Source organism: Bradyrhizobium sp. 179, assembly GCF_023073535.1.
Classification (GTDB): domain Bacteria; phylum Pseudomonadota; class Alphaproteobacteria; order Rhizobiales; family Xanthobacteraceae; genus Bradyrhizobium.
The window spans coordinates 201,808-227,277 of the sequence record NZ_JADPJR010000160.1; the positions used below are offsets into that span (position 1 = coordinate 201,808).

At 63.0% G+C, this 25,470-nt stretch carries 16 protein-coding genes; 11 read left to right on the top strand and 5 right to left on the bottom strand.

Annotated elements, in window-relative coordinates:
* Positions 1–11 precede the first annotated feature (11 nt).
* The 3 genes from IVB12_RS37465 to IVB12_RS37475 form a co-directional block, all read right to left on the bottom strand.
* The gene (locus IVB12_RS37465) at positions 12–827 is read right to left on the bottom strand and encodes an MBL fold metallo-hydrolase (RefSeq protein WP_247308045.1); all 816 of its coding nucleotides are present in this window, start codon (positions 825–827) and stop codon (positions 12–14) included.
* A 107-nt stretch (positions 828–934) separates the two neighbouring features.
* Positions 935–2,461: a permease gene (locus tag IVB12_RS37470; RefSeq protein WP_247308048.1), complete on the bottom strand. Its 1,527-nt coding sequence runs from the start codon at positions 2,459–2,461 to the stop codon at positions 935–937.
* On the bottom strand, positions 2,458–3,207 hold the full coding sequence (locus IVB12_RS37475) for an ABC transporter ATP-binding protein (RefSeq protein ID WP_247308163.1): 750 nt from the start codon (positions 3,205–3,207) through the stop codon (positions 2,458–2,460). The genes IVB12_RS37470 and IVB12_RS37475 overlap by 4 nt, the downstream gene beginning before the upstream one ends.
* 253 nt (positions 3,208–3,460) lie before the next feature.
* Here IVB12_RS37475 and IVB12_RS37480 point away from each other — a divergent pair, with 253 nt between their 5' ends.
* The 6 genes from IVB12_RS37480 to IVB12_RS37505 all read left to right on the top strand — a co-directional run bounded on the left by IVB12_RS37480 (position 3,461) and on the right by IVB12_RS37505 (position 10,298).
* A complete protein-coding gene (locus tag IVB12_RS37480) occupies positions 3,461–4,336 on the top strand; it encodes a branched-chain amino acid ABC transporter permease (protein WP_247308050.1) in 876 nt (291 codons plus the stop codon).
* Between the two features lie 5 nt (positions 4,337–4,341).
* On the top strand, positions 4,342–5,493 hold the full coding sequence (locus tag IVB12_RS37485; RefSeq protein ID WP_247308052.1) for a branched-chain amino acid ABC transporter permease: 1,152 nt from the start codon (positions 4,342–4,344) through the stop codon (positions 5,491–5,493).
* Positions 5,490–6,248, top strand: a complete 759-nt coding sequence (locus IVB12_RS37490; protein ID WP_247308053.1) for an ABC transporter ATP-binding protein — start codon at positions 5,490–5,492, stop codon at positions 6,246–6,248. The genes IVB12_RS37485 and IVB12_RS37490 overlap by 4 nt, the downstream gene beginning before the upstream one ends.
* 4 nt (positions 6,249–6,252) lie before the next feature.
* A complete protein-coding gene (locus IVB12_RS37495; RefSeq protein ID WP_247308055.1) occupies positions 6,253–7,041 on the top strand; it encodes an ABC transporter ATP-binding protein in 789 nt (262 codons plus the stop codon).
* 78 nt (positions 7,042–7,119) lie between these two features.
* The gene (locus IVB12_RS37500; RefSeq protein WP_247308058.1) at positions 7,120–8,958 is read left to right on the top strand and encodes an AMP-dependent synthetase/ligase; all 1,839 of its coding nucleotides are present in this window, start codon (positions 7,120–7,122) and stop codon (positions 8,956–8,958) included.
* A 140-nt stretch (positions 8,959–9,098) separates the two neighbouring features.
* On the top strand, positions 9,099–10,298 hold the full coding sequence (locus IVB12_RS37505) for an ABC transporter substrate-binding protein (RefSeq protein WP_247308060.1): 1,200 nt from the start codon (positions 9,099–9,101) through the stop codon (positions 10,296–10,298).
* Between the two features lie 289 nt (positions 10,299–10,587).
* Here the strand turns inward: IVB12_RS37505 and IVB12_RS37510 are convergent, their stop codons facing one another.
* Positions 10,588–11,319, bottom strand: a complete 732-nt coding sequence (locus IVB12_RS37510; RefSeq protein ID WP_247308063.1) for a transglutaminase-like cysteine peptidase — start codon at positions 11,317–11,319, stop codon at positions 10,588–10,590.
* A 652-nt stretch (positions 11,320–11,971) separates the two neighbouring features.
* Between IVB12_RS37510 and IVB12_RS37515 the strand changes: the two genes are divergently transcribed.
* On the top strand, positions 11,972–17,338 hold the full coding sequence (locus IVB12_RS37515) for a VCBS domain-containing protein (RefSeq protein ID WP_247308065.1): 5,367 nt from the start codon (positions 11,972–11,974) through the stop codon (positions 17,336–17,338).
* A 146-nt stretch (positions 17,339–17,484) separates the two neighbouring features.
* On the top strand, positions 17,485–19,716 hold the full coding sequence (locus IVB12_RS37520; RefSeq protein WP_247308068.1) for an adenylate/guanylate cyclase domain-containing protein: 2,232 nt from the start codon (positions 17,485–17,487) through the stop codon (positions 19,714–19,716).
* 139 nt (positions 19,717–19,855) lie between these two features.
* Here IVB12_RS37520 and IVB12_RS37525 read toward each other — a convergent pair whose 3' ends face one another.
* Positions 19,856–21,451 carry an ABC transporter substrate-binding protein gene (locus IVB12_RS37525; protein WP_247308071.1) on the bottom strand — a complete coding sequence of 532 codons (1,596 nt, stop codon included), beginning with the start codon at positions 21,449–21,451 and terminating at the stop codon, positions 19,856–19,858.
* A gap of 200 nt (positions 21,452–21,651) precedes the next feature.
* On the opposite strand from IVB12_RS37525, the gene IVB12_RS37530 reads away from it, so the two are divergent.
* The 3 genes from IVB12_RS37530 (at position 21,652) to IVB12_RS37540 (ending at position 25,383) form a co-directional block, all read left to right on the top strand.
* Positions 21,652–23,310: an ABC transporter substrate-binding protein gene (locus tag IVB12_RS37530; RefSeq protein WP_247308074.1), complete on the top strand. Its 1,659-nt coding sequence runs from the start codon at positions 21,652–21,654 to the stop codon at positions 23,308–23,310.
* A 212-nt stretch (positions 23,311–23,522) separates the two neighbouring features.
* Complete coding sequence (locus IVB12_RS37535; RefSeq protein ID WP_247308077.1) at positions 23,523–24,476, top strand: ABC transporter permease; 954 nt, start codon at positions 23,523–23,525, stop codon at positions 24,474–24,476.
* A 4-nt stretch (positions 24,477–24,480) separates the two neighbouring features.
* Positions 24,481–25,383 (top strand): ABC transporter permease, encoded by a 903-nt coding sequence (locus tag IVB12_RS37540; RefSeq protein ID WP_247308080.1) that lies wholly within the window; start codon positions 24,481–24,483, stop codon positions 25,381–25,383.
* Positions 25,384–25,470: the final 87 nt, after the last annotated feature.

Genomic DNA, 25,470 nt, shown 5'->3' on the forward strand with positions numbered 1-25,470 from the left:
GGCTTCGCGCGTCAGACCCCGTCGAGGATGATCACCGTCGGCTTCGACGGCAGCGCATCCCGCGAGATCCGGAACGACCGCTCGATGCGCTGATCGATCTCGAACTGCTGGCCGATCCGGCGCATGAAATCGTCGAGCGGGGTGGCGAAGCGGTGCATCGGCAGCACCACCGAGGCGCGCAGCCGTTTGGTGATCTCGGAGATGCCGTCCAGTGACATGGTGTAGGTGCCGTCGATCGGCACCATCACGATGTCGAGCCGCCCGATCTGGGCGAAATGGCTGTCGTCGAGCTTGTGATGAAGATGACCGAGATGACCGATGCAGAGGCCGGCGACCTCGAAGATGAAGATCGAGTTGCCGTCGCGGATCATGTCGGCGCCAGAATCGTCGCCGAAATAGCGGCGGATGTCGGTGGTGACGTTGCGGATGAAGGTATCGCCGATGCGCTCCGATATAATCGCCGGCTTGCCATCCACGCCCCAGCCGTGCAGCACATGAGGAATGCGCTTGTCCGGGAATAGGGTGTAGTGCGTGCTGTGCGCACGGTTCATGGTGACGACGTCGGGCAGCGGTCCCACCTGATAGGCGCCGCTATAGTCGGTGGCGATGCGCAGGCCCCCGGGCGTATCGATGAAATAGGTGGAGTGGCCGGCATAGGTGATCTCGACCTCGGCTGAGCCGGCGGCCTGCCGGAACGCGACCGGCAGCGCGCGCGGCGCCGCGTTCGCCATCGCCAGACACTCGCTGAGTTGAGGTGGCTGTTGGGCGAGGGTAGGTGCGAGGGATACGCCGAACAGCACCAAAGCCGCCCAAACCAGTCGCCACATGCATCCGTCCCCGATGACTTCACGAGAAAGTCTAGCGTGCAATGCGGCGCGTGGCCAATGGGCTGCGATCAACAGCGCGTCAGTGTCGCACCTTTCGCTGGCGTGGCTTATTCACGCCGCGGGCTGAACTTCCAGGTGATGGCAATGAGGCTAGCTGTGATCAGGCCGCTGATGAGGCCGGCGATGGGGAGAGCGAGCAGCAGCGCCGCAGTCGCGGCCCAACCGATCGAGGAGAAGGCTTCGGCAAAAGTCGCAAGCCGCGAGGAGGTCTGGCGGCGGCGGAATTGGCTGCGCCGGGCCTGCACCCGGAACCAGAGCTGGATCGCGGTGGCGGAGGCCGCACTGATGATGATTGCGCCGGCGCTAATTGCCGCCTGGATTGGCGAGGCGAAGGCCAGCGCCGCCACCAGAGGGCAGAAGATCACGGCGGTCGCGATCAGCACCACCTCGATCTTGGCACGGATGACGCTGGATGGCGTCAGCGGCGCGGTCGCGACCAGGTCGGGCGCGTCCTCGCCCGAGATGGTCAGCCAGGCAAGCCCGCCGGCGAGCTGTCCGGCCGCCATTACGATGACAGGCGTGATCAGCGTCAGCGCTGCCGAGCTATCGGCAAAATTTCGCCAGAGCAGCAGCGCCGGCGGCACCAGATAGAGCAGCTGCATCAGGGTCTGCGAGATCAGCCAGGGATCGCGCCAGAGCAGCGAAAATTCCTTGCGTCGCAGCGCCTGCTGCCGCGATCCGCCGCGGAACGGGCGCTCCTTCGCGCGCACGCGGCCGGATGCGCCATACGCCGCCGCATCGATGGCAGTATCGGCAAAGCGGCCCGAAAAGATCGCCATGACGCTTCCGAGCAGCACGAGCCCGAGCGCGAGAAGCAGCAACAGCGCCTCGCAGTCGCCCATGGTCGCCCGCGCCGGCCACCACCAGATGCTGTCGACATCGGGCGCGTAGGCGGCGAGGCTACCCGAGGTCAGGATGGTGAAGCGCGACAGCGTGCCGTAGGACATGATCGCGGCGACCTGGAGCGCGATCACGAAGCCAGCGCCGATGACCGCGGCGAGGATCTGGGCGATCAAGCGCGTCCGCGCCGGCCCGATCAGCCGAAACAGGAGAATGGTGACGGCAATAGCGATCGCCGCCGCCGACAGGCCCATCGCGACCACGACGCCCAACGCGCTGAGCCATCGCGCACCGCCGCCGATCACCAGCACGTCGATGAAGGGCGTCGAGAACAGCAGCGCCATCACCGTGACGGTCAGCGCGATCGCGGCAATGCGGACCGAGAACAGGTTGGCCAGCCTCGCCGGCGAGGACATGATGAGGTCGAGATCGGCACGGGCGTAAAACACCCGTGTCACCGATTCGATCGCCTGCGACAGCATCAAGCTCCAGGCCAGAAAGATCGTCGCCGAGATCACGATCAGCGAGGACTTGTCGAGCGGCAGTTGCAGATCGGCGAAGCGGCCGATCACCGCCCAGGCCGGCACGTGCAGGAGTGCTGCGAAGAACAACAGGCCGATGAGGGCGGCGCGCGCTCGCTTGCGCTGGCCGCCGGTCATCATGGCAAACCATTCGCGCCAGGCGAGCCGGAGCTCGTGACGAGCGAACCAGGAGATCGCGGTCGCCGAGCTCATGCGGCGTCCGGAAACGTCACCAGCGCGATGAAAAGGTCTTCCAGGCTGGTATCATCATGGCCGTTCTGCCGGCGCAGTTCGTCAAGCGTGCCTTCGGCGACCAGATGGCCCGATGCGATCACGCCGATGCGGTCGGCCATGCGCTCGGCGACCTCGAGAATATGCGTGGTCATGATGACGGTGCAGCCGGCGCGGACGCGCTCGCTGAGGAGGCCCTTCACATGGCGGGCGGAAACGGCATCGAGCCCCGTCAGCGGCTCGTCGAGGATGATGAGGCGGGGATCGTGCACCAGCGCGCCGGCCAGCGCCACCTTCTGGCGCATGCCTTTGGAAAAGCCTTCGCAGCGTTCGTGCCGATGCGACTCGAGGCCAAGCGAGCCGAGAAGCTCCTGCGCAACAGGTTCCGAGCTGGACGGCGCGATACCCCAGAGACCGGCGACGAACTCGAGATATTCGAGCGGCGTCAGCTTGTCGTAGATCATCGGCTCGTCGGACACCCATGCCATCATCTGCTTGGCGGCGACCGGATTTTGGAGCGCATCGATGCCGAAGATCGAGACGCGTCCGGCATCGGGCCGCAGCAGGCCTGCAACCATGCGCAGGGTGGTGGTCTTGCCGGCGCCGTTAGGGCCGACCAGGGCATAGAATTCGCCGGCATGAATAGTGAGATCGAGGCCATCGACCGCCAAACGGTCAAAACGCTTCGTTAACCCCAGGACTTCCAGCGCCGAGCTGTCCGGCTTCATGACGGCCACACCATCCGGTTTTGCATCGTCCGCGACCATGACTTTAAGATGTTTCGGCACCGTGAATTTACGGCCGACAAATTCCGTCATCCTAAAGGCAAGTCACCGTTTGTTGACAGCGCTTGGCGGTTCAGGCTGAATTGGCCTCGGACAAATGGCGCTGACGCAGCGAAACGACTGCGTAGCGACTGGACACAAGATGCAACAAGGCGGTCAAGAAGAACCGTTGGTTGCGTCGGGAGGATGCGCGGCGATGCTGGATTTCGTTCAGCAGCTGGTCAGCGGTGTTGCGCTCGGCTGCGTCTACGGCCTGATCGCGCTCGGCTTCGTGCTCGTCTACAAGGCCACCGAGGTCGTCAATTTCGCCCAGGGCGACCTGATGATGCTCGGCGGTTTCTTCGCCTTCACCTTCATCGGCATGATGGGTCTGAACTACTGGATCGGCTTTGCCGGTGCCATAGCCGCCATGGCGCTGTTCGGCATGCTGGCGGAGCGCGTGGTGGTGCGGCCGATCCTCGGCTATCCACAATTCTCCATCATCATGGCGACGATCGGCCTCGGCTATTTCTTGCGCTCGATCGCCGGCATGATCTGGGGCACCGACGACTTGAAAATCGAGACCCCCTTCAGCCAGGGGGTGCTGCGCATGGGCTCTCTGGTCCTTGCCTACGACAAGCTCTCGGTGATCGCAGCAACAATGATCCTGTGCGCGCTGCTATGGCTGTTCTTCAACAAGACCACGCTTGGCACTGCGATGCGTGCCAGTTCCGAGAACATGCTGGCGGCCTATTACATGGGTATTCCGGTCAAGCGCGTGGTGTCGATCGTCTGGGCCATTAGCGCGGCGGTCGCCACCTGCGCCGGCGTGCTGCTGGCGCCGATCACCTTCATCCATTCCAATGTCGGCCTCGTGCTCGGCCTAAAGGCCTTTCCCGCCGCCGTGCTCGGCGGCTTCGGCTCGATCCCGGGCGCAGTCGTCGGCGGCGTGCTGATCGGCGTGATCGAGAGCATGGCCGGCTTTTATCTGGCCGAAGGTTGGAAGGACGTCGCACCCTATATCGTGCTGCTCGCCGTGCTGCTCTTGAAACCTGAAGGCCTGTTCGGTCTCCACGTCCGCAAGAAGGTCTGAACGCCATGCGCTTTCTGTTCAAGACCGATTATGAGGACGACATCAAGCTGTTTCCGCACTCGGGCTACGTCGCCACCTATGGCGTCCTGCTCGCACTGCTGCTGATCGCGCCGTATGTGCTCTCCAGCTACCTGATGAGCCAGCTCGTCTTCGTCTGCATCTATGCGACCGTCGGCGTGGCGCTGCTGATCCTGACCGGGTTTACCGGCCAGGCCTCGCTCGGGCACGCAGCGTTCCTCGCGATCGGGGCCTATACCGCGGCGTATTTGCAGAAATACAACGTGCCGTTCCCGGTCTACTTCCTCGCCGCAGGACTGCTGACCGGCATCATCGGCGCGATGGTCGGCTTTCCCGCCCTGCGCCTGACCGGCATCTATCTCGTCATCGCCACCATCTCCTTTGCCTTGATCGTCGAGGAGATCCTGGCGCGCTGGGAGAGCGTCACCAACGGCAATGAAGGCATGCGGGTCAAGACGCTATCGCTGCTCGGCGTCACGGTCCCGCGCGACAGCCCGACCTTCTATTACCTCTGCCTTGCCGTGCTGGTGCTGACCATCGTCGGCACGCTCAATCTGCTGCGCTCGCCGACAGGCCGCGCCTTTGTTGCGATCCGCGACTCCGAGACGGCGGCGCGCAGCATGGGCGTCAATGTTGCGCTCTACAAGGTGAAGTCCTTTGCGATCTCGGCGGCGATCACCGGTTTTGCCGGGGTGCTGTTCGCGCACAAGCTCTCGTTCATCTCGCCGGAGATGTTCACGCTGCAGCTCTCGATCGAGTTCATCATCGTGATCCTGATCGGCGGCGCCTTCAGCCTGCACGGCGCGGTTCTGGGCGCGATCTTTATCGTGATGATCGATCCGTTCCTGACCTATCTCAAGGACGACATGCCCGGCATGATCGCCGGCATCGCCGCGACATTTGGTGCGAGCTCGGCGACTGCGGGCAACATTCAGTCCAAGGTCGCAGCCTTCGCCTCGCTCAACGGCCTGAAAGGCGCGATCTACGGCATCATCATCGTGCTGTTCGTGCTGTTCGAGCCGCTCGGCCTCTACGGCCGCTGGCTCAAGATCAAGCTCTTCTTCCAGCTGTTCCCGCTCTACAAGCGCGCCACCTTCAAGCGGCAGAAGATCTACGTGAAATCGGAGCGCAACCGATGAGCTATTTCCGCGCTGAGAACCTGTCGCTGCACTTCGGCGGTCTCAAGGCGGTCGATGCGGTCTCGTTCGCGATCGAGAAAGGCGAGATCCTCTCCATCATCGGTCCCAACGGCGCCGGCAAGAGTTCGATCTTCAACCTGATCTCGCGGATTTACCGGCCGACCTCGGGCCGCATCTTCTTCGAGGACCAGGACATCACCGAACAGCCGCCCTACGACATCGCCAAGCTCGGTATTGCCCGCACCTTCCAGAACATCGAGCTGTTCGAGAACGCGACCGTGCTCTCCAATCTGCTGGTTGGACGCCACCGCCATTCCACCACGCAACTCTGGCAGGAGCTGCTGTTCCTGCCGAGCGTACGGGCCAACGAGAAGGTGCACCGCCGCCGGGTCGAGCAGGTGATCGAATTCCTCGATCTCGAACCCTATCGCGACAAGCTGATCTCGGGCCTTCCCTATGGCGTGCGCAAGGTCATCGAGCTGGCGCGCGCGCTGTGCTCGGAGCCGAAGCTGATCCTGCTGGATGAGCCGTCCTCCGGCCTCAATGTCGAGGAGACCGACGACATGTCGTTCTGGATCCGCGACATGAAAAACGAACTCGGCGTCACCGTGCTGATGGTCGAGCACGACATGTCGCTGGTCAACCGCGTTTCCGACCGCGTCATTGCCCTCAACTATGGCCGGGTGCTGGCGATGGGCTCGCCGGCCGAGGTGCAGCAGCACCCCGATGTCGTCGCCGCGTATCTGGGGGCCTGAGTCTATGGATGCGACCGCGACACCCGAGACCATCTTGAAACTCTCGAACATCGAGAGCTATTACGGGCCGATCATGGCGATCCGCGGCATCTCGCTGGAGGTACCGCGCGGCCGCATCGTCACGCTGCTCGGCGCCAATGGCGCCGGCAAGACCACGGTGCTGAAGACCATCTCCGGCATCCTCGATCCGCAGAAGGGCGCGATCGAGTTCATGGGCAAGCCGATCCAGCGCATGGAAGCCGACAGGATCGTGCGGCTCGGCCTCAGTCACGTGCCGGAGGGGCGCGAAGTCTTCCCGTTCCTCTCGGTGCGCGAGAACCTGATGATGGGCGCCTATCCGCGCCGGGACCGTGACGGCGTCGCGGAAGATCTGGAGCGCGTCTACGACTATTTCCCGCGCCTGAAGGAGCGCATCAACCAGCCGGCCGGTCAGCTCTCCGGCGGCGAGCAGCAGATGTTGGCGATCGGCCGCGCCCTGATGAACCGGCCGACGCTGCTCCTGCTCGACGAGCCCTCGCTCGGTCTATCGCCGCTGCTGGTGAAGGAGATCTTCACCATCATCCGCCGCGTCAACGAGGAGCAGGGCATGTCGATCCTGCTGGTCGAGCAGAACGCCAAGGTGGCGCTGGAGACCGCGCATGACGGCTATGTCCTGGAGATCGGCCGAATCGTGATGAACGACACCTGCGACCGCTTGATGCATTCCCAGGACATCCAGGAATTTTACCTTGGCGCCAAGGAAGTGGGCGCTAGAGGCGAACGGCGCTGGAAAAAGAAGAAAACGTGGCGTTAGATGGACGAGCCCCTCCGCAAGACATAGACCGCCGGCAAGGCAGGCGACGGAGGGGATCGCGACAAGGAGGAGAGGTGCATGGTCCGACCGGCGGTGCTGACGGTCGCTGATACGATCGCGAAGAGCTTCCTGCGCGCCGTCGAGACGCGGGGCGACAGGCCGGCGATCCGCGAGAAGAAGTTCGGCATCTGGCAGCCGACGAGCTGGCGCCAATGGCTGGATATCTCAAAAGAGGTCGCCTATGCGCTTCGCGCGATCGGCTTCTTGCCCGGCGACGTCGCCTCCATCATCGCCAATGCCGTGCCCGAATGGGTCCATGCCGACATGGGCATCCTGTGCGCCGGAGGCGTCTCCTCCGGGATCTATCCGACCGACGCATCCTCCCAGGTCGAATATCTCGTCAACGACTCCAGAACAAAGGTGATCTTCGTCGAGGACGAGGAGCAACTCGACAAGGTCCTCGCCTGCCGGGCGCGCTGTCCGACCTTGCAGAAGATCATCGTGTTCGACATGGAGGGCCTCGGCGGCTTCTCCGACGACATGGTGATGTCGCTCGACGAGTTCCGCGCGCTCGGCCGCAACCACATGGTCGGCCGCGAGACGCTGTGGCAGGAGATGATCGACAGCCGCGGCGCCAGCGATCTCGCAATCCTCGTCTACACGTCGGGCACGACAGGGCCGCCCAAAGGCGCGATGCATGCCAACCGCAGCGTGACGCATCAGATGCGGCACGCCAGCGACTTCATTCCCGCGCAAGAGGACGAGGACCGGCTGATCTTTCTGCCGCTCTGCCATGTCGCCGAGCGCGTCGGCGGCTATTACATCTCGGTCGCGCTCGGCTCGGTGATGAACTTTGCCGAGAGTGCGGAGACCGTGCCCGATAATTTGCGCGAGGTGCAGCCGACCGTTTTCCTCGCAGTGCCACGGATCTGGGAAAAATTCTATTCCGCCATCACCATCGCGCTGAAGGATGCGACGCCGCTTCAGCAATGGGTCTATCGCCGCGCCATCGGCATCGGCTACCGCATGGTCGATTGCCGGCTCGAGGGCAGGAGGCCGCCGCTGACGCTGCGCCTCGCCAACCGTCTCGCCTATCGCGTCGCTTTCCGCAACATTCGCCGCATGATTGGGCTCGACCGCTGCCGCATCGCCTTCACCGGCGCCGCGCCGATCGCCCCCGAACTGATCCGCTGGTATCTCGCGCTCGGCATCGACATGCACGAAGTCTATGGCCAGACCGAGAATTGCGGGGTTGCCACCATGATGCCGGCGGAGCGGATCAAGCTCGGCTCGGTCGGCACGGCCGTCCCCTGGGGGGAGGTCGCACTGTCGTCCGACGGCGAGATCCTGATCAAAGGTGACTTCCTGTTCATGGGTTACCTGAACCAGCCGGAGAAGACCGCCGAAACCATCGATTCTCGCGGCTGGCTGCACACCGGCGATGTTGGCACCATCGACAATGAAGGCTTCGTCCGCATCACCGACCGGATGAAGGACATCATCATCACCTCGGGCGGCAAGAACATCACGCCGTCTGAGATCGAGAACCAGCTCAAATTCTCGCCCTACATCTCGGATGCCGTGGTGATCGGCGACAAGCGGCCTTATCTCACCTGCCTCGTGATGATCGACCAGGAGAATGTCGAGAAATTTGCGCAGGACCACGACATCCCGTTCACCAATTACGCCAGCCTGTGCCGGGCGACGGAGATTCAGGACCTGATCTGGCGCGAGATCGAACGGGTCAACGGCAATTTTGCCCGCGTCGAGACCATCAAGAAGTTCTACCTGATCGAGCGCCAGCTCACCCCGGAAGACGAGGAACTGACGCCGACCATGAAGCTGAAGCGCGGCTTCGTGAACAAGCGCTACGCTGCCGAGATCGAGGGGATGTATCGCCAGCGTGCGGTAGCGTGACCCACATGCCCCCCGAAGAGTGGGAATCGGTTTTCCGACAGGGCGCATGTGCAGAAAAGAAAAGCCAGCCATTCGAGCAAGCGGAGGAGCGATGGCCCTCGCCCTTCGTCCAACACGGGCCTTTAGGAGAGGAGACGTCAATGTCGAAATCGTTCAGCGCGTTCGGCCTTGCTGTGAGTGTCGTAGTGCTCACCTGTCTGCCGGCCGCGGCGCAAACCAAGGTCACCAACGAAGGCATCTCGCCATCCGAGATCGTCATCGGCACTCACCAGGACCTGTCGGGACCGATCAAGGGTTGGGGCGTCCCGGTCGCAAACGGCATGAAGATGGCGACCGAGGAGATCAATGCGTCCGGCGGGATCAATGGCCGCAAGATTCGACTGGTCATCGAGGACAGCGGCTATGATCCGAAAAAGGCCGTGTTGGCGTCGCAAAAACTGATCGAGCGCGACAAGATCTTCGCGATGGTGGGGCCTATGGGATCACCGACGGTCCTCGCCGCGCAGGACATCCTCTTCGACGCCGGCGTACTGCAGCTCTTCCCGCTGACGGCGGCCGAGTTCACCTTCAAGTTCGATCCGGCCAAGCCGCAGGAGCGGTTGAAGTTCAACAACCTGTTGCCTTACGTCGAGAGCACGCGGGCCGCGCTGAAATTCATGATGGAGTGGAAGGGCTTCAAGAAGCCCTGCATCATGCATCAGGATGACGAGTACGGTAAGAACGTGCTCGACGGCTTCAACCAGCAGCTCACCGCGATGAAGGCTCAGCCGGCTTCGATCACGAGCTACAAGCGGGGCGCCTCCGACTTCAGCGCGCAGATCGCCAAGATGAAGTCCGACGGCTGCGACCTCGTCGTGCTCGGCACTGTGCTCCGCGAGACCATAGGAGCGATGACCGAAGCCAAGAAACTCGGCTGGGACGTCACCTTCCTCGGTGCCACGCCGACCAACGTGATGGAGGTGCCGATGCTCGGCAAGGAAGCCGTCGAAGGTCTCTACGCCGCCAGCGGCTTCGAGATTCCTTACGAGGACACCGCTAAGGGCAAGGTCAAGGACTGGCTGGTCAACTACAAGAAGATGTTTGGCACCGACGCCAACACGCAGGCGATCATCGGCTACAACGCGGTGATGACCTTTGCGTTCTACGCGGAGAAGGCGGGCAAGGATCTCACAGGTCAGAAGATGCTGGACGCGCTCGAATCGGGCGAGAAATTCCTCGACATCTTCAACTCGCCCCCGACCAAGTTCTCCAAGACCGACCACCTCGCCAACACCATCACTCAGGTACAGCAGGTCAAGGGCGGCCGCTGGGTGCTGGTGAAGGACAATCTGATGTTTTGATGCGCTCGCTCTGCCGCGCGAACGCTTCACCCTCTCCACTGGCCGGAGAGGGTGGCTTCGCGAATGCGACGTCGGTGAGGGGTTCTATCCTCACGAGCAGTCTTGCGAGCGGAGACAGAGCCGGCGCTTCGCGCCACCTTCTGCCGCAAGGGGAGAAGGAAGAAAGCGCGACCGGCTACGATCCCCACCCGCCGTCCCCGAATTCACCGGGGCCAGTTCGTCCTCCCTGCAACGGCAGCGGGCAGCGCCTTGCGCCGGCCCGTTGTCTTCATGCGCGCTACAAAGTCGATCACCGCGGCTCGGTGGCTGCGATCGAGAACCGCGCGGGTTCGTCGACATATTTCATCACGGCCGACTGGTAGAGCACGAACAGCGGCTGATAGCTCCGCGCAGCGTCGTCCTCGACCATTGCCATGCGGCGATTGTCGAGCATCAGCCAGTGGCCGTCGAGCCGCGCGGCGGCCACAGCATGCGCCTCGCCGGCGCGGGTGTCGCGCACCACGACGATGCGGAGGTCTTCAGCGGCAATGCCGGCGAGCCGCAGTGCGGCGAGCTTGGCAATAGCGTAGTCTTCGCAATCGCCGGCGCCGCGCTGGAAGGTCGCAAGCGGCGAGCTCCAGACGTCATCGGTGCCGTCATTGACGGCTCGGACGGCGAGGTTGATGGCGCGGTTGGCTTCGCCCAGCCGTGCACGGCCGTCGCGATCACGAGCCTGGTCGACGATGGCGAGCAGCTTCAGGGCCGCAGGCGATGCGCAATTGTCCCGATCGCCATCGCACAGCGCGAGCTGCACCATGTCGTCGTCGAGCTTGTCCTTCAGCGCGAGCCATTTCCGTTGCAGGCCGCCCGACGAGATGGCGAAGGCGAACACGCCGAACGGCTCGGCGGATTTGCGCACAAGGACGCCGGCGCCGGGCGATAGCAGCGTCCCGGCGCGAAGCTCAGCGGCCGATCCGAGCAGGACCAATCCGCACATGACAAGGATTGCGCGCCAAGCGCGCCAGCGAGCAGCGGTCTCCATCTGACATCCCCTTCCGGGCTTCGCGAGATCCCTCTCGATCTCGACGTGCCGGCTTCGTTGCTTTCGGGCAGATAGTGCGAGATGGGCCGTTTTGTTCTGCTTAACGCGCCCGGCAGGGGTCACAAAACCGGGGAACAGGCTGAAACGCGCCTGCTCATATTGCGTAAAATTTTACGGGCCGCAGGCGAGGGGGGACGCCACCGACGCGAAATGGAGCCAACTGCAAGTGATGGTTGTGCATTCGTGATTTCACGCGCTATGGCTAACGACTCGCTATTTCACGCGTTCTGTTAACTGGATCACAGATTTGGCTCCATATTTGCCCCAGTGTGCTGCCGGGCATCCGAATAAAAGCTGACACAAGTATTCCTTACCTATTCTATACTATAGAATACGTGGAGATCGACGAAATGAGCTCGGGCAGCTGAAAATTATACTTCCGAATGTTGCCGGTATTGCCGCGCGTCCTCCAGGAGACTTGGTTCGATGGGCCTCTGCGGCTTCGGTGACGCCAAATCACACAAGCAATAGATGGTTTCGCTAAGGAGTTGGTAATGCTATGCAAGCTTAGGCAGTCGATACTTACTTAGATTTTAACCCTTTTTACGGTGCGCGGTTGAACTACGCTGGCAAATTTGACGCCGCGATCTCCTTGGACGGCCCGGGTTCCCGTTTACCCGCCGATGTTCATGTCGATTTCTCTGCCGCCAAGCCCTTTATCGCAAAGGCACATGGCAATGTGCCCGATGGCGCGTTCGTTGTTCCTGACCCCAGGCTGATCTTCAACGGCGAGTTCAAGCGCGCAGGTCTCGACCTCGTGCTGTCCCATGAGGGTCGCGAGTTCGTCGTTCACGATTATTTCAGGGGCGACAAGCGGACAGCGATCGCCTCGCAAGACGGCGCCCATCTCACCGGCGACATCGTCAATACCCTCACGGGCCATGTACAATATGCGCAGGCTGCGCCCGGCACCGCAGCGGCCCAGGTCATCGGTCACGTCACAAAACTCTCCGGCAGCGCGACCGCGATCCGTAACGGCGTATCGGTCATCCTGAACAATGGCGACAATGTCGAGAAGGGCGACGTGGTCTCGACCGCCGCCGATTCGACGCTCGGCATCACCTTCATCGACGGCACCGTGTTCGGCCTGTCCTCCAATGCGCGGATGGTTCTGAACGAGATGGTCTACGACCCCAACGGGTCGAGCAATTCCTCGCTGCTGAGCCTGGTCGCGGGTACCATCACCTTCGTCGCCGGCGAGACCGCCAAGCACGGCGACATGAAGGTTGACACGCCGGTCGCCACGATGGGCATCCGCGGCACTGCGGTGCTGACCCAGATCAACTTCGTCGTCCCCGCCGGCGGGGGCGATCCGCAGCCGCAGGCGAGCTTCCAGGTGCTGGTCGAGCCGAACGGCACCACGGGCTCGTACATTCTGTTCGACAAGATCACGCTGCTGCCGATCGCGACGGTCAACCAGGCCGGCCAGATGATCCAGATCAGCGGCGGCAACGTCTCGATCACCAATGCGCTGATGTCGCCCGACGTGCAGAAGCTGATCACGGACGTGTTCACGCTGAAGTTCACCGACAACAACAGCAACACCAAGCTGACCACGAACTTCACCGACACGATCACGCAGACCAGCGACGGAATCTTGATCAAGACCCCGGCCGGCTACATCGTGACCGCGGTCTTCACGAACTTCAATCCGCAGGGACAGGAAGCCCCTAGCAACTCCACGCCCGCGGCCACCCGTGTTCCCGGCCAGCCGCTGGTGCAAAGCCTCGATTCCAGTGGCAATGTGAAGACCGCGTTCGCGCTCACCGAGCGCGCGGACGCCACGGGCGACACAACGCATGCCGACACTGTCTCAGGCCGGATCACCTTCGTCGACCAAAACCTTGGCGACCGGCCGTCGGTGTCGGTGAGCCTCGCCGAGGCGCCGAACTACGTCTACAAGAACGCCGGCCAGCAGGACGTCACCGGCTCGCTCACCGCGCTCCAGAAGCAGGACATCGCGGCGACGCAGATCCAGATCAGTGTCGTCGCCGATGGCGGCAACACCAACAACGGCTCCGCGGTCTGGACCTACACGATCCCCGACAACGTTTTCGACTTCCTCGCGGCCGGTGAAACGCTGACGCTGACCTACATGGTTCGCGTCGATACCAATTTCGCGGTGAGTCCGGAGTCCAAGTTCATCCCGATCACCATCACGATCACCGGGACGAACGACAAGCCCGCCATCGCGACATCGGGTGGCACCGTCATCGAGAAGGTCGGGACCGGCAACCAGGCTCTGGACACCATCACGGGCACGGTCACCTTCACCGACGTCGATCTGACGGACCGGCCGATCGTGAGCGCGGCGCTCTCGTCGACCCAGCCGTTCAAATATCTCGATGCGGAAGGCAACGATATCACCGCGACGCTGACGCCGGAGCAACGCGCCGCGATCGCCGCCGTTGAGGTGCCGCTGACCGTGGTGCAGGGCGCGGGAAACAGTAACAACGGTTCGGCGATCTGGACCTACAGCGTTCCCGACCATCTCTTCGATTTCCTCGCCGAAGGCGAGACGCTGACCCTCAACTATGTCGTGCAGGTCGATGACGGGCACGGCGGTGTGGTCAGCACGCCGATCACCGTGTCCATCAACGGTGCGGACGTCAATGTCGAGGGCACCAACGACCTGCCGACGATCGTCGAAGACTCCACGATTCCAACCGGCGCGGTGATCGAGGACACGGCGGGGACGCTCGCGGCGAGCGGCACCATTGCCTTCAACGACCCCGATCTCACGGACACGCACACCGCGAGTTTCGCGCTGAAGTCGACGACGTCGAGCGCGCATCTACCCGGCTTCAGCGACGGCACCTCGCATGTCGGCACTTTCGCGCTTGCGGCGGTGAGCGAAAGTCCCGGCGTCAGCACGCGAGGTTCCGTGGGCTGGACCTTTACGCTCCACGATAGCGATCCGGTGCTCCAGTCGCTGGCCGAAGGCCAGACCATCACGCAGGTCTACACCGTTACGGTCGACGATCATCACGGCGGGACGGTCACCCAGGACGTCACGGTGACCATTACCGGGACCAACGATGCGCCGACCGTTACGAGCGATGCCGACGCGGCAAGGGGCAAAGTCATCGAGGACACGGGCCTGACGCTGTCGATCGGCGGCACGCTGGCGATCCAGGATCTGGACCTGATCGACACCCATACGGCGCAGGCGGTGTTCAAGTCCTCGTCCTCGAGTGCGCATCTGCCTGGCTTTGCTGAGGGCGCCACGAATATCGGCACCTTCACGATCGATCCTTCGGTGCTCGAATCCAACACCGACACCAACAATGGCGCCACGCTGGGTTGGCACTTCACGCTCGACAACGGCAATGCGATGCTGCAGTCGCTGGCGGAAGGGCAGACTATCACCCAGGTCTACACCGTCACCTTCACTGACGATCACAATGCGACGGTCACGCAGGACGTCACCGTCACCATCACGGGCGTCAACGACGCGCCGACCATCACCAGCGATGCCGCGGCGGCAACGGGCGCGGTCACCGAGGATGAGGGCTCGTCGCTGTCGGCATGCGGCACGCTGGCGATCCAGGACGTCGACCTGATCGACACCCATACGGCGCAGTGGTCGTTCAAATCGTCGTCCGTCAGCTCGGCTCTGGCGGGCTTCGGGACCGGTTCGCATATCGGCACTTTCTCGATCGATTCGTCGGTGGCTGAATCCAGTAGCGACACCGGCAACGCTGCGACGCTGGGCTGGCACTTCACCTTGGACAACAGCGATCCCGTGCTGCAGTCGCTGGCGGAGGGACAGACCGTCATCCAGGTCTACACCGTCACGTTCGACGATCATCACGGCGGCACCGTCAGCCAGGACGTTACCGTCACGATTACGGGCACCAACGATGCGCCGGCCGTTTCCTATGTGACGTCGAACTACATGAATTTCGACGGCGAGACGATCGCGGTTGGCGACGTGCCGACCGTCGCTACTGATGACGTCACGCTGGACGGTTGGGTGAATTGGAGCGGGGCCGCCCATCCCGGCGACGGCCAGATCCTGTTCTACAACGGCAACACCTCGACCACCGGTTTCGGTCTCCTCGGTACGGTCAACCACGATGGTACCCTGGAGCTGCAGATTCTTGCAGGCGGCGTCGATATCGAAGATACCGGCGTGGCGCTCACGGCGTCGCAGTGGCACAACATCGCGCTGACCCGCGACAACGGCACCTTCACGCTCTATCTGGATGGAAAGCTCGAATATTCGCAGTCATGGGCGTTCAATCCGATCGACGGCAGCCCGTCGAATCCGTCGGCGTCCTACATGATGATCGGTGCGGCCAGTCATGAATGCGGACCCGGCTATAAGGGGGAGGGCTTCACCGGCTCGATCGCCGATGTTAGCGTTTGGACCACCGCGCTCACGCAGACGCAGATCCAGTCGATCGATTTCACCGGTCTCACCGGCAACGAGGCGAATCTTGCCGCGTATTATCAGCTCGGCGACGGCAGCGGGACCATGGCCGCCAATACGGTCAACTCCGCCCACAGCCTCGCGATCGAGGGCACTGCGGCTTGGGCCAGCGGGACCTCCGGGCCGGGCGGCGCCGTTGCCGGTCTGATGGAAACCAACGCCGGCCAGCTCTCGCATGGCGTGCTGACGGTCTCCGACGTCGACGCGATCGACCACGTCACCGTGTCGGTCAGCCAGGTACAGGTCTCTCTCGACGGCGTGCCACAAACCGGCTGCGTCGGCGGGCTGTCGCATGCAGATCTTTTGAACTATCTCACCGTGCCGTCCCGCGACATCCTCGATGGCACGGCCACTTATGCCCAGTTCTCCTGGTGTTTTAATTCGGGTAGCCAGGCCTTCAACTTTCTCGCCGTCGGCCAGACTCTGTCGCTGCAATACACGATTGTTCCGTCGGATGCCGAGGGCGCTGGCACAGGCGCTATCGTCACAGTCAACATTGCCGGCAGCAACGATGCGCCGACGCTGTCCGATCTTCAGATCGGCCCGCTCACGGACACCGCCGAGGACGACACCTTCTCCAACCTCACCGGGCAACTGGCCGGCACCGACTCCGATAGCGGCGAGACGGCGACGCTGACCTTTGCCGTCTTGAACGCGGATCACCATGCCACGACGACGGTTGCGGGACTGTACGGTTCGCTCACGGTCAACCCGGACGGCAGCTACAGCTACGTTCCCAATGCAGGGGCCATCAACGCGCTGTCGGACGGGTCCTATGCAGATATTTTCACGGTCCAGACCACGGACGCGCATGGTGCCACCGGCACGGCAACGCTCACGGTAGACGTGATCGGCGCCGACGACGCCAGCGGCCCGGTTATCGACACCGATGCCGACGCTGCGACGGATGAGTTCCAGATCAGGACCGTAACTGCACATGATCCGGACAGCAGTGTCGCCCCGGGGGCGGCGTGCGGCTCTCTCGATGACATCAACTCGGCCCTCGCGGATGGGGTCACTTATGATCCGGGCCAAACGCCGCCGGACAACGATCAGATCACGCTGACGGTGAAGGACAAAACCACCGGCCTGTTCGATACCGTTCACTTCATCTTCAACGAGGCGGGCGACGCCAGGCACGGCATCATCCTGCAGGGCACCGACGGCAAGGACGTCATTTTCGCGACCGAGACGGGCGATACGTTGACCGGCGGCGGCGGCAAGGACCAGTTCGTGTTCTCGCCGGGTTCGATTGGTTATGGCCACGGACACCATACGGATTTCACGCACACCATTGCCGATTTCGCGATAGGTCTGGACAAGATCGATCTCCGCGAGTTCTCGGACATCAGCTCCATCGGCAATCTCACCATCGTCCAACAGTCTGAGGATACGTCGGCTGCGTGGCAACAACAGATCACTCATCGCGAGGGTCCATCGGTCACGGAGCACGAGTCGCTGCTGCTGAAGAACGTGATCGCGGCAAATCTCAAGGCCAGCGATTTCATCTTCCACATGACTTGATCGCCCCCCGGGGCTCCCGGCGCCGGCTCGCGGCCTGACCACGGCAAAAAATCCATAATCCTCAGTAGCCAGGGCATAGTAAATCGCGCGCGGACGCTCCATGATCGGTGCGCACGGCAGGAGGCGGGACAGGAAGCCCGACCGGCATGAAACGTCTAAAAATCCTGCGGCGGTGGTTTGCGCGCAAGTTCGGCTTTGCGCGGCTGATGTGCCTCGCGCTGCTGGTCCTGTTTGCCGGCGCTCGTCTCTGGGATCCGCCGCCGATTGAGGAATTGCGGCTGCGCACCTTCGACATGTTCCAGCTGATCGATCCGCGCCACAAGACGGCGCGGCCTGTTACCATCGTCGATATCGACGACAAGAGCCTCGCCAAGCTCGGGCAATGGCCGTGGCCGCGCACGCGAATTGCCGATTTGATCCAGAACCTCACCAAGAACGGCGCGGTGGCGATCGGCTTCGACGTGGTGTTTTCCGAGGCCGATCGGCTCAATCCGGATCTGGTCGCGAACCAGATGCGCTATCTCGACGACGCCACCCGTGCCAAGCTGCGCGAGCTGCCGACCAACGACCAGATCCTCGCTGAGGCGATCAAGGGCTCCCGCGTGGTGCTGGGCGAGACCGGGCAGCCGGCGATCTCCTCCGAACTCGACAAGTCCCTGCCCTTCACCGGCGTCGCCACGGTCGGCGAAGAGGGCGCTGAGCGCTTCCTGTTCGAATTCCCCGGCCTCTTGCGCAACGTGCCCGTCATCGAAAAGATCGCCGCCGGCCGCGGCCTGTTCACGATCAAGACCGAGCGCGACGGCCTGATCCGCCGCGTGCCGATGGTGATGCGCGCCCAGGGCAACATCATGCCTTCGCTCAGCCTTGAGATTCTGCGCGTCGCCACGGGCACGCCGACGCTCCTGATCCGGACCGACAAGACTGGCATCAGGGCCGTGCGCCTCAAGGGCCTCGAGATCCCGACCGACAAGAACGGTCAGCTCTGGGTGCATTATGCGCGGCAGGATCCCTCGATCTACGTCTCGGCGGCCGACGTGCTCGACAGCACCGCGCCGCCCGCCAAGCTCGCCGGCAAGCTGGTGCTGGTCGGCACCTCCGCGGTCGGGCTCAACGACATCAAGACCACCCCGGTGTCCTCGACCATGCCGGGGGTCGAGATCCATGCTCAGGTGCTCGAGAGCGTGCTGAGCGGCGCCGTGATCTCCCAGCCGAACTATGCGCTCGGGGTCGAGCTGATAGCGGCGCTAATCATCGGCCTCCTCGTCATCATCTTTACGCCAAACCTCGGCCCAGTGCGCCTCGTGCTGGCGGGCGCGGCCTTCGCCGTCATTCTGGTCGGCGTGTCCTGGTTCTTCTACGCGCAGTACCGCTACCTCATCGATTTCACCTATCCCCTGCTGTCGACCACCGCGATCTATCTGACGCTGATCTTTGCCAGTTTCGTGCGCGAGCAGCGACAGCGCGTGCAGATCCGCGGGCAATTCGCGCAATACATGTCGCCGGTTCTGGTCGAGCAACTCGTGCAGTCGCCGGAGAAGCTCGTGCTCGGCGGCGAGGAGCGCGAGATGACGATCATGTTCTCCGACGTGCGCGGCTTCACTACCATCTCGGAGAGCTACAAGCACGACCCGCAAGGGTTGATCGCGCTGATGAACCGCTTTTTGACGCCGCTGACCGACGTCATCATCGAGCGCAAGGGCTACATCGACAAATACATGGGCGACGCCATCATGGCGTTTTGGAACGCGCCGCTCGACGATGCCGAGCACGAGGTCAACGCCTGCGAGGCCGCGATCCAGATGCTGGAGCAGATCGACGCCGTCAACAAGGAGCGCGAGCAGGAAGCCGCCGACGGCGGCCACGTCTACATTCCGCTCAATGTCGGCATCGGTCTCAACACCGGCATCGGCGTGGTCGGCAACATGGGCTCCGATCTGAAGAAGAACTATTCCGTGCTCGGCGACAGCGTGAACCTCGCCTCGCGCCTTGAGGGGCAGACCAAGGAATACGGCTTCCCGATCATCGTCGGCTCAAGAACTGCGCTCGCGGCCAAGGACAAGTTCGCGATCCTCGAGCTCGACTTCATCATGGTCAAGGGCAAGACCGAGCCGGAGGTGATCTATGCCATCGCCGGCCGCGAGGACGTGATGCATTCGGGCGCTTTCCAGCGCCTGCGCAACATCACCATCGAGATGCTCGGCTGCTACCGCAATCGCGACTGGCAGGGCGCACTGGACGCCATCGAGCGCGGCCGCCGCAGCGAAGACGCCGACACCCTGGAGAAGCTGTTCAGGCTCTATGAAGCGCGAATCAGGGATTTCCAGCTCACGCCGCCACCGGAAGGGTGGACCGGGGCTTATGCGCTGCTGGCGAAGTAGGGGCGTGTGACTTAGCTCCTTCCGAGCGTCATAAAGGACGACAGTTGATGCTTTGCGCAAGTCCGCAGCCGCACCAAAATGTCGTCCCGGCTTCCCGTGCACTAGGCTGGGAAGACGCCGGTAGGTTGCGCGCAGCCCCTCACTCCACGCCGATCGTCGTCAAATCCTGGAACCAGTGCTGCGCCTGCACGAACTGCTTGATCTTCGGCGAGAGCGCATGCGGATTGGTGTCGTGGACCACCCAGACCAGCGTGGCATCGTTCACGATCAGCGCATGCGCCTGCGCCAGCAGAGCGTCCTGTTTGGCGGAATCGAACGTCTGCTTGGCCTCGTCGATCAGTGCATCGACCTCAGGGTTCTTGTAGCCACCCCAGTTGACGCCGACCGGCGCGATCTGCCCGGAATGGAAGAAGCGAACGATGGCGTAGAGCGGATCGGAGGTGACATAGGCGATGTTGTTGGCGGTGATGCCGGCGTTCATCTCGTCAGCCGCGCCTTTGCGCCAGTGTGTATATAATGTCTCGAGCTCGACCACCTTGAAGTCGATCTCGATGCCGATCTCCTTGAAGCTCTGCTGCAGGAATTCATTCATCGGCAGCGACAGCATCTGGCCGGTGCCGCCCTGCGCAATGATGAAGGTGGTCTTCAGTGGCTTCGCCTTGGAGTAGCCGGCCTCTTCGACCAGCTTCTTGGCCGCGGCGAGATCATATTTCAGCTCGAAGCTCGGCTTGCCGAACCACGGGCTGGAGGGATCAACCTGACCCTTGGCAGGTTTTGCCAAGCCGTTCATCAGGGCGACCACCGCCTCGCGATCGATCGCGAGGTTCAGTGCTTTGCGCAGGCGGATGTCCGTCCAGGGCGAGCCCGGCAGCACGCTCAGATGATAGTTCCAGACATGCGGCGTGACGTTGTCGACGAGCTTCATGCCGGCCGCTTTCAGCTGCGGCACGGCGTCTGGCGCCGGCGTCTCGATCAAATCCACTTGGCCGGCAAGCAGCGCGTTGGTGCGCGTCAGGGCCTCCGGCATAGGCACCAGCACGATCTTGTCGGCTTTCGGAATGCGCTTCTTGTTCCAGTAGTCCGGGTTCTTGGTGAGCTCGGCGAGCTCGCGCGGCACCAGCTTTGTCAATTTGAATGGACCGGTCCCGGAGGGCTGGCTTGCGAACCTGTCCCAGTCCTTTCCGAGCTTTTCGTATTGCGCCGGGCTCGACACCAGGAACCACAGCATCTGATAGGGAAAGAAGGAGTCGACCGTCTTGGTAGTGATCTCCACCGTGACATCGTCGATTTTGGCGTAGCTAGCGACCGAGGGAAGACGAGTCTTCACCTGCGCGCTCTGCCGCTTGTCGAATTGCGGCGCCTTGTCGTTGAGCACCTTGTCGAGATTCCAGATCACTGCATCGGCATTGAACTCGCTGCCGTCGTGAAACGTCACGCCTTTGCGCAAAGCAAAGCGCCATTTGGTCTTGTCGGTATCATCGACCTTCCATTCGGTGGCGAGCCCCGGCACCAGCCTGCCGGGGCGGTCGGCGACGTCCATCTCCCAGGCCACCAAGGGATCGTAGATCGTGTAGGCGGTGAACTGATAAGCACCGGCACCGCGATCCGGCTGGCCCGTCGTCAGCGGAATATCCGCCATCGAGATGCCGTAGCGCACCACCGTTTCGGCGCGCGCCGCCATCGCGGACAACGCCAGCGCAAGCACGGCGAGACAGGTCGACAATCGAATACGCATTGGCCCAAAGCTCCCAGGAGACGTCGGGGCCGAACCTGCAATCTTGATGCCAGAATAGGCAGCGCGATGCATTCGCCCGCGCGCCAGCCACAAGGACTTGTCGTCGCAGTGACAAATGGCAGAATAAGTTTCTCTTTGGCATAGCCATTGCATACGATTGCATCAAAAATAGTCATCCAGGCCGGAAAAGGATTGAGGCGATGCTTATCAAGAAGACCACACGCGCGGCATTGATCGCGGTGCTCGCTCTAACGACCGCCGCCGCATGGCCGCGCGTGGCCAGTGCCGAAACTGTGCTGCGCATTGGCATGACCGCCGCCGATATTCCGCGCACGCTGGGCCAGCCTGACCAGGGTTTTGAGGGCAATCGCTTCACCGGCCTTACCATGTATGACGGGCTCACCGGCTGGGACCTGTCCTCGGCCGACAAGGCGAGCGTGGTAATCCCCGGCCTTGCCACCGAGTGGAAAGTCGACGATGCCGACAAGACCAAGTGGGTGTTCAAACTGCGCCCCGGCGTCACCTTCCATGACGGCTCGCCGTTCAATGCGGACGCCGTGGTGTGGAACGTCGAGAAGGTCTTGAAGCAGGACGCGCCGCAATTCGACGCCAGCCAGGTCGGCGTTACGGCCTCGCGCATGCCGACGCTGGCGTCAGCGAAGAAGATCGACGACATGACGGTCGAACTCACCACCAAGGAACCCGACAGCTTCCTGCCGATCAACCTCACCAACCTGTTCATGGCGAGTCCGACGAAGTGGCAGGCCTTCTACGACAAGGCGGAAGGCCCTGACGCCAAGGCGAAGTCGCAAGCTGCCTGGACGGCGTTTGCCAGGGACGCCTCGGGCACCGGCCCGTGGAAGATGGCGAGCTTCACCCCGCGCGAACGGCTCGAACTGGTCAAGAACGCGAACTATTGGGACAAGGCGCGCGTGCCGAAGATCGACAAGATGGTGCTGTTGCCGATGCCCGAAGCCAATGCGCGCACTGCCGCGCTGCTCTCCGGCCAGGTCGATTGGGTCGAGGCCCCGGCGCCGGATGCGCTGCCCGAGCTCAAGCAGCGTGGCTTCAAGCTCTACGCTAACGAGCAGCCGCATGTCTGGCCCTGGCAGTTCTCGCGTGTCGAGGGCTCGCCCTGGAACGACATCCGCGTGCGCAAGGCCGCGAACCTTTGCGTTGATCGCGAGGGCCTCAGGGACGGCTTGCTCGCCGGCCTGATGGTGCCGGCGACCGGCACCTTCGAGCCCGGCCATCCCTGGCGCGGCAAGCCGAGCTTCGAGATCAAGTACGACAAGGCGGCTGCGCAAAAGCTGATGCAGGAGGCCGGCTTCGGCCCGAACAAGAAGCTGACGGTGAAGACCCAGACATCAGCCTCCGGCTCGGGCCAGATGCAGCCGCTGCCGATGAACGAATATCTCCAGCAGGCGCTGGCCGAATGCTATTTCGACGTGCAGCTCGATGTCATCGAATGGAACACGCTGTTCACCAACTGGCGCCGCGGCGCCAAGGACGCTAGCGCCAACGGCGCGAACGCGACCAACGTCACCTATGCGGCGATGGACCCGTTCTTCGCGCTGGTGCGCTTCCTGCAATCGGGCATGGCGCCGCCGGTGTCGAACAATTGGGGCTTCATCAACAACCCCAAGTTCGACGAGCTCGTGAAGAAGGCGCGCCAGACCTTCGATCCTGCCGCGCGTGACGCCGCGCTCGCCGAGCTGCACGCAGCCTCCGTCGACGACGCCGCCTTCCTCTACGTCGCCCACGACGTCGGCCCGCGCGCCATGAGCCCGAAGGTAACAGGCGTCGTGCAGCCGAAGAGCTGGTTCATCGACTTCTCGCCGGTGTCGATCGCGCGGTAGTTCGCGCAACACGCTCGGTGCACCCTCTCCCCTTGTGGGGGCCCCTTGTGGGAGAGGGTGTCTCGCCGCGCAGCGGCGAGACGGGTGAGGGGTTCTCTCCGCGGGAGCCTCTCTTGCATTCGGAATGATTGTACTCGCGGATAAAACCCCTCATCCGGCGTGCTGCGCGCGCCACCTTCTCCCACAAGGGGAGAAGAAAGAAAGAACTCAACGTGCTCGCCTACACTGCCAGACGCATCGTCTATGTCGTCCCGATCGTCATCAGCGTGGCGCTGGTGTGCTTTCTGCTCGTGCACATCACGCCTGGCGATCCCCTGGTCGCCGTGCTGCCAGCCGATGCCTCGCAGGAGCTCGCAGCGCAGCTGCGCGCCGCCTATGGCTTCGACCGACCGTTACCGGTGCAGTTCGGGCTTTGGCTGCTGCGTGCGCTCCACGGCGATCTCGGCAATTCCATCGCTACGGGCCGTCCCGTGCTGGCCGAGGTCATGCGCGCGGTCGGCAACACCGTCACGCTGGCGATTGCCGCAGCCATCATCGGCTTCACCATGGGCGTCCTGCTCGGCTTGATCGCCGGCTATTTTCGCGAGACCTGGATCGACAAGGTCGCGACCTCCTTTGCGATCGCCGGCGTCTCGGTGCCGCATTACTGGCTCGGCATGCTGCTCGTCATCATCTTCTCGGTGCAGCTGAACTGGCTGCCCGCGATCGGCGCCGGGCCCAACGGCTCCAACTCGTGGGCCTGGGACTGGGCGCACCTGAAATATCTCGTGCTGCCGGCGATCACGACCTCGGTGATCCCGATGGGCATCGTCACCCGCACCGTGCGTGCGCTCACCGGCGACATTCTCAGCCAGGATTTTGTCGAAGCATTGCGCGCCAAAGGCCTGCGTGAAACCGGCGTATTCCGCCACGTCATCAAGAATGCAGCGCCGACCGGGCTCGCGGTGATGGGGCTTCAGCTCGGCTACATGCTCGGCGGCTCGATCCTGATCGAGACCGTGTTCTCCTGGCCGGGCTCCGGTTTCCTGCTCAACTCCGCGATCTTCCAGCGCGACCTGCCGCTGCTGCAAGGCACGATCCTCATCCTGGCGCTGTTTTTCGTGTTCCTCAATCTGCTGGTCGACATCGCGCAAGCCGCAATCGACCCGCGCATCAAGCGGGGCTAGCGGGATGAGCGAGCTTCCGTTGTCCGCCACCAGCGACGCCGCACTTCAGGCCGCACCCGCAACAAAGGCGCGCGGCTACTGGGCGACTGTCGGCCGCCGCATCATGCGCGACAAAGTCAGCATGGCCTGCGCGCTGGTGCTGCTGCTGATCTTCCTGTCCGCGATCCTCGCGCCATGGCTGGGTCTCGAAGATCCCTATAAGGGCTCGATGATCCGCCGCCTCCGCCACATCGGAACGACGGGCTATCCGCTCGGCACCGACGAGCTCGGTCGCGACATGCTGGCGCGCTTGATTTATGGCGGGCGGCTGTCGTTGCTCATCGGCATTTTGCCCGTGATCCTCGCCTTCTGCATCGGCACCTCGCTCGGCCTCCTCGCCGGCTATGTCGGCGGCAGGCTCAACACCGCGATCATGCGCACGGTCGACGTGTTCTATGCCTTTCCGTCCGTGCTGCTCGCCATCGCCATCTCCGGCGCGCTGGGGGCGGGGATCCTCAATTCCATCGTGTCGTTGACCGTCGTGTTCGTGCCGCAGATCACCCGCGTCGCCGAAAGCGTCACCACCGGCGTGCGCAACATGGATTTCGTCGAGGCCGCACGCGCGTCCGGCGCCGGCGCCTTCACCATCATGCGCGTGCACATCCTTGGCAATGTGCTCGGCGCGATCTTCGTCTATGCCACCAGCCTGATCTCGGTCTCGATGATTTTGGCGGCAGGTCTGTCCTTCCTCGGCCTCGGCACCAAGCCGCCGGAGCCGGAATGGGGCCTGATGTTGAACACCTTGCGCACGGCGATCTACGTCAATCCCTGGGTCGCAGCGCTCCCGGGCGCCATGATCTTCGCGGTCTCGATTTGCTTCAATCTGCTCTCGGACGGCCTGCGCAGCGCCATGGACATCAGGAATTAGACAATGGTGATGCAAGAGCGAACTGCCGCGGCATGCTCCGTACACCTCTCCCCTAGGGAGAGGTCGGATTGCATCGCGAGATGCAAT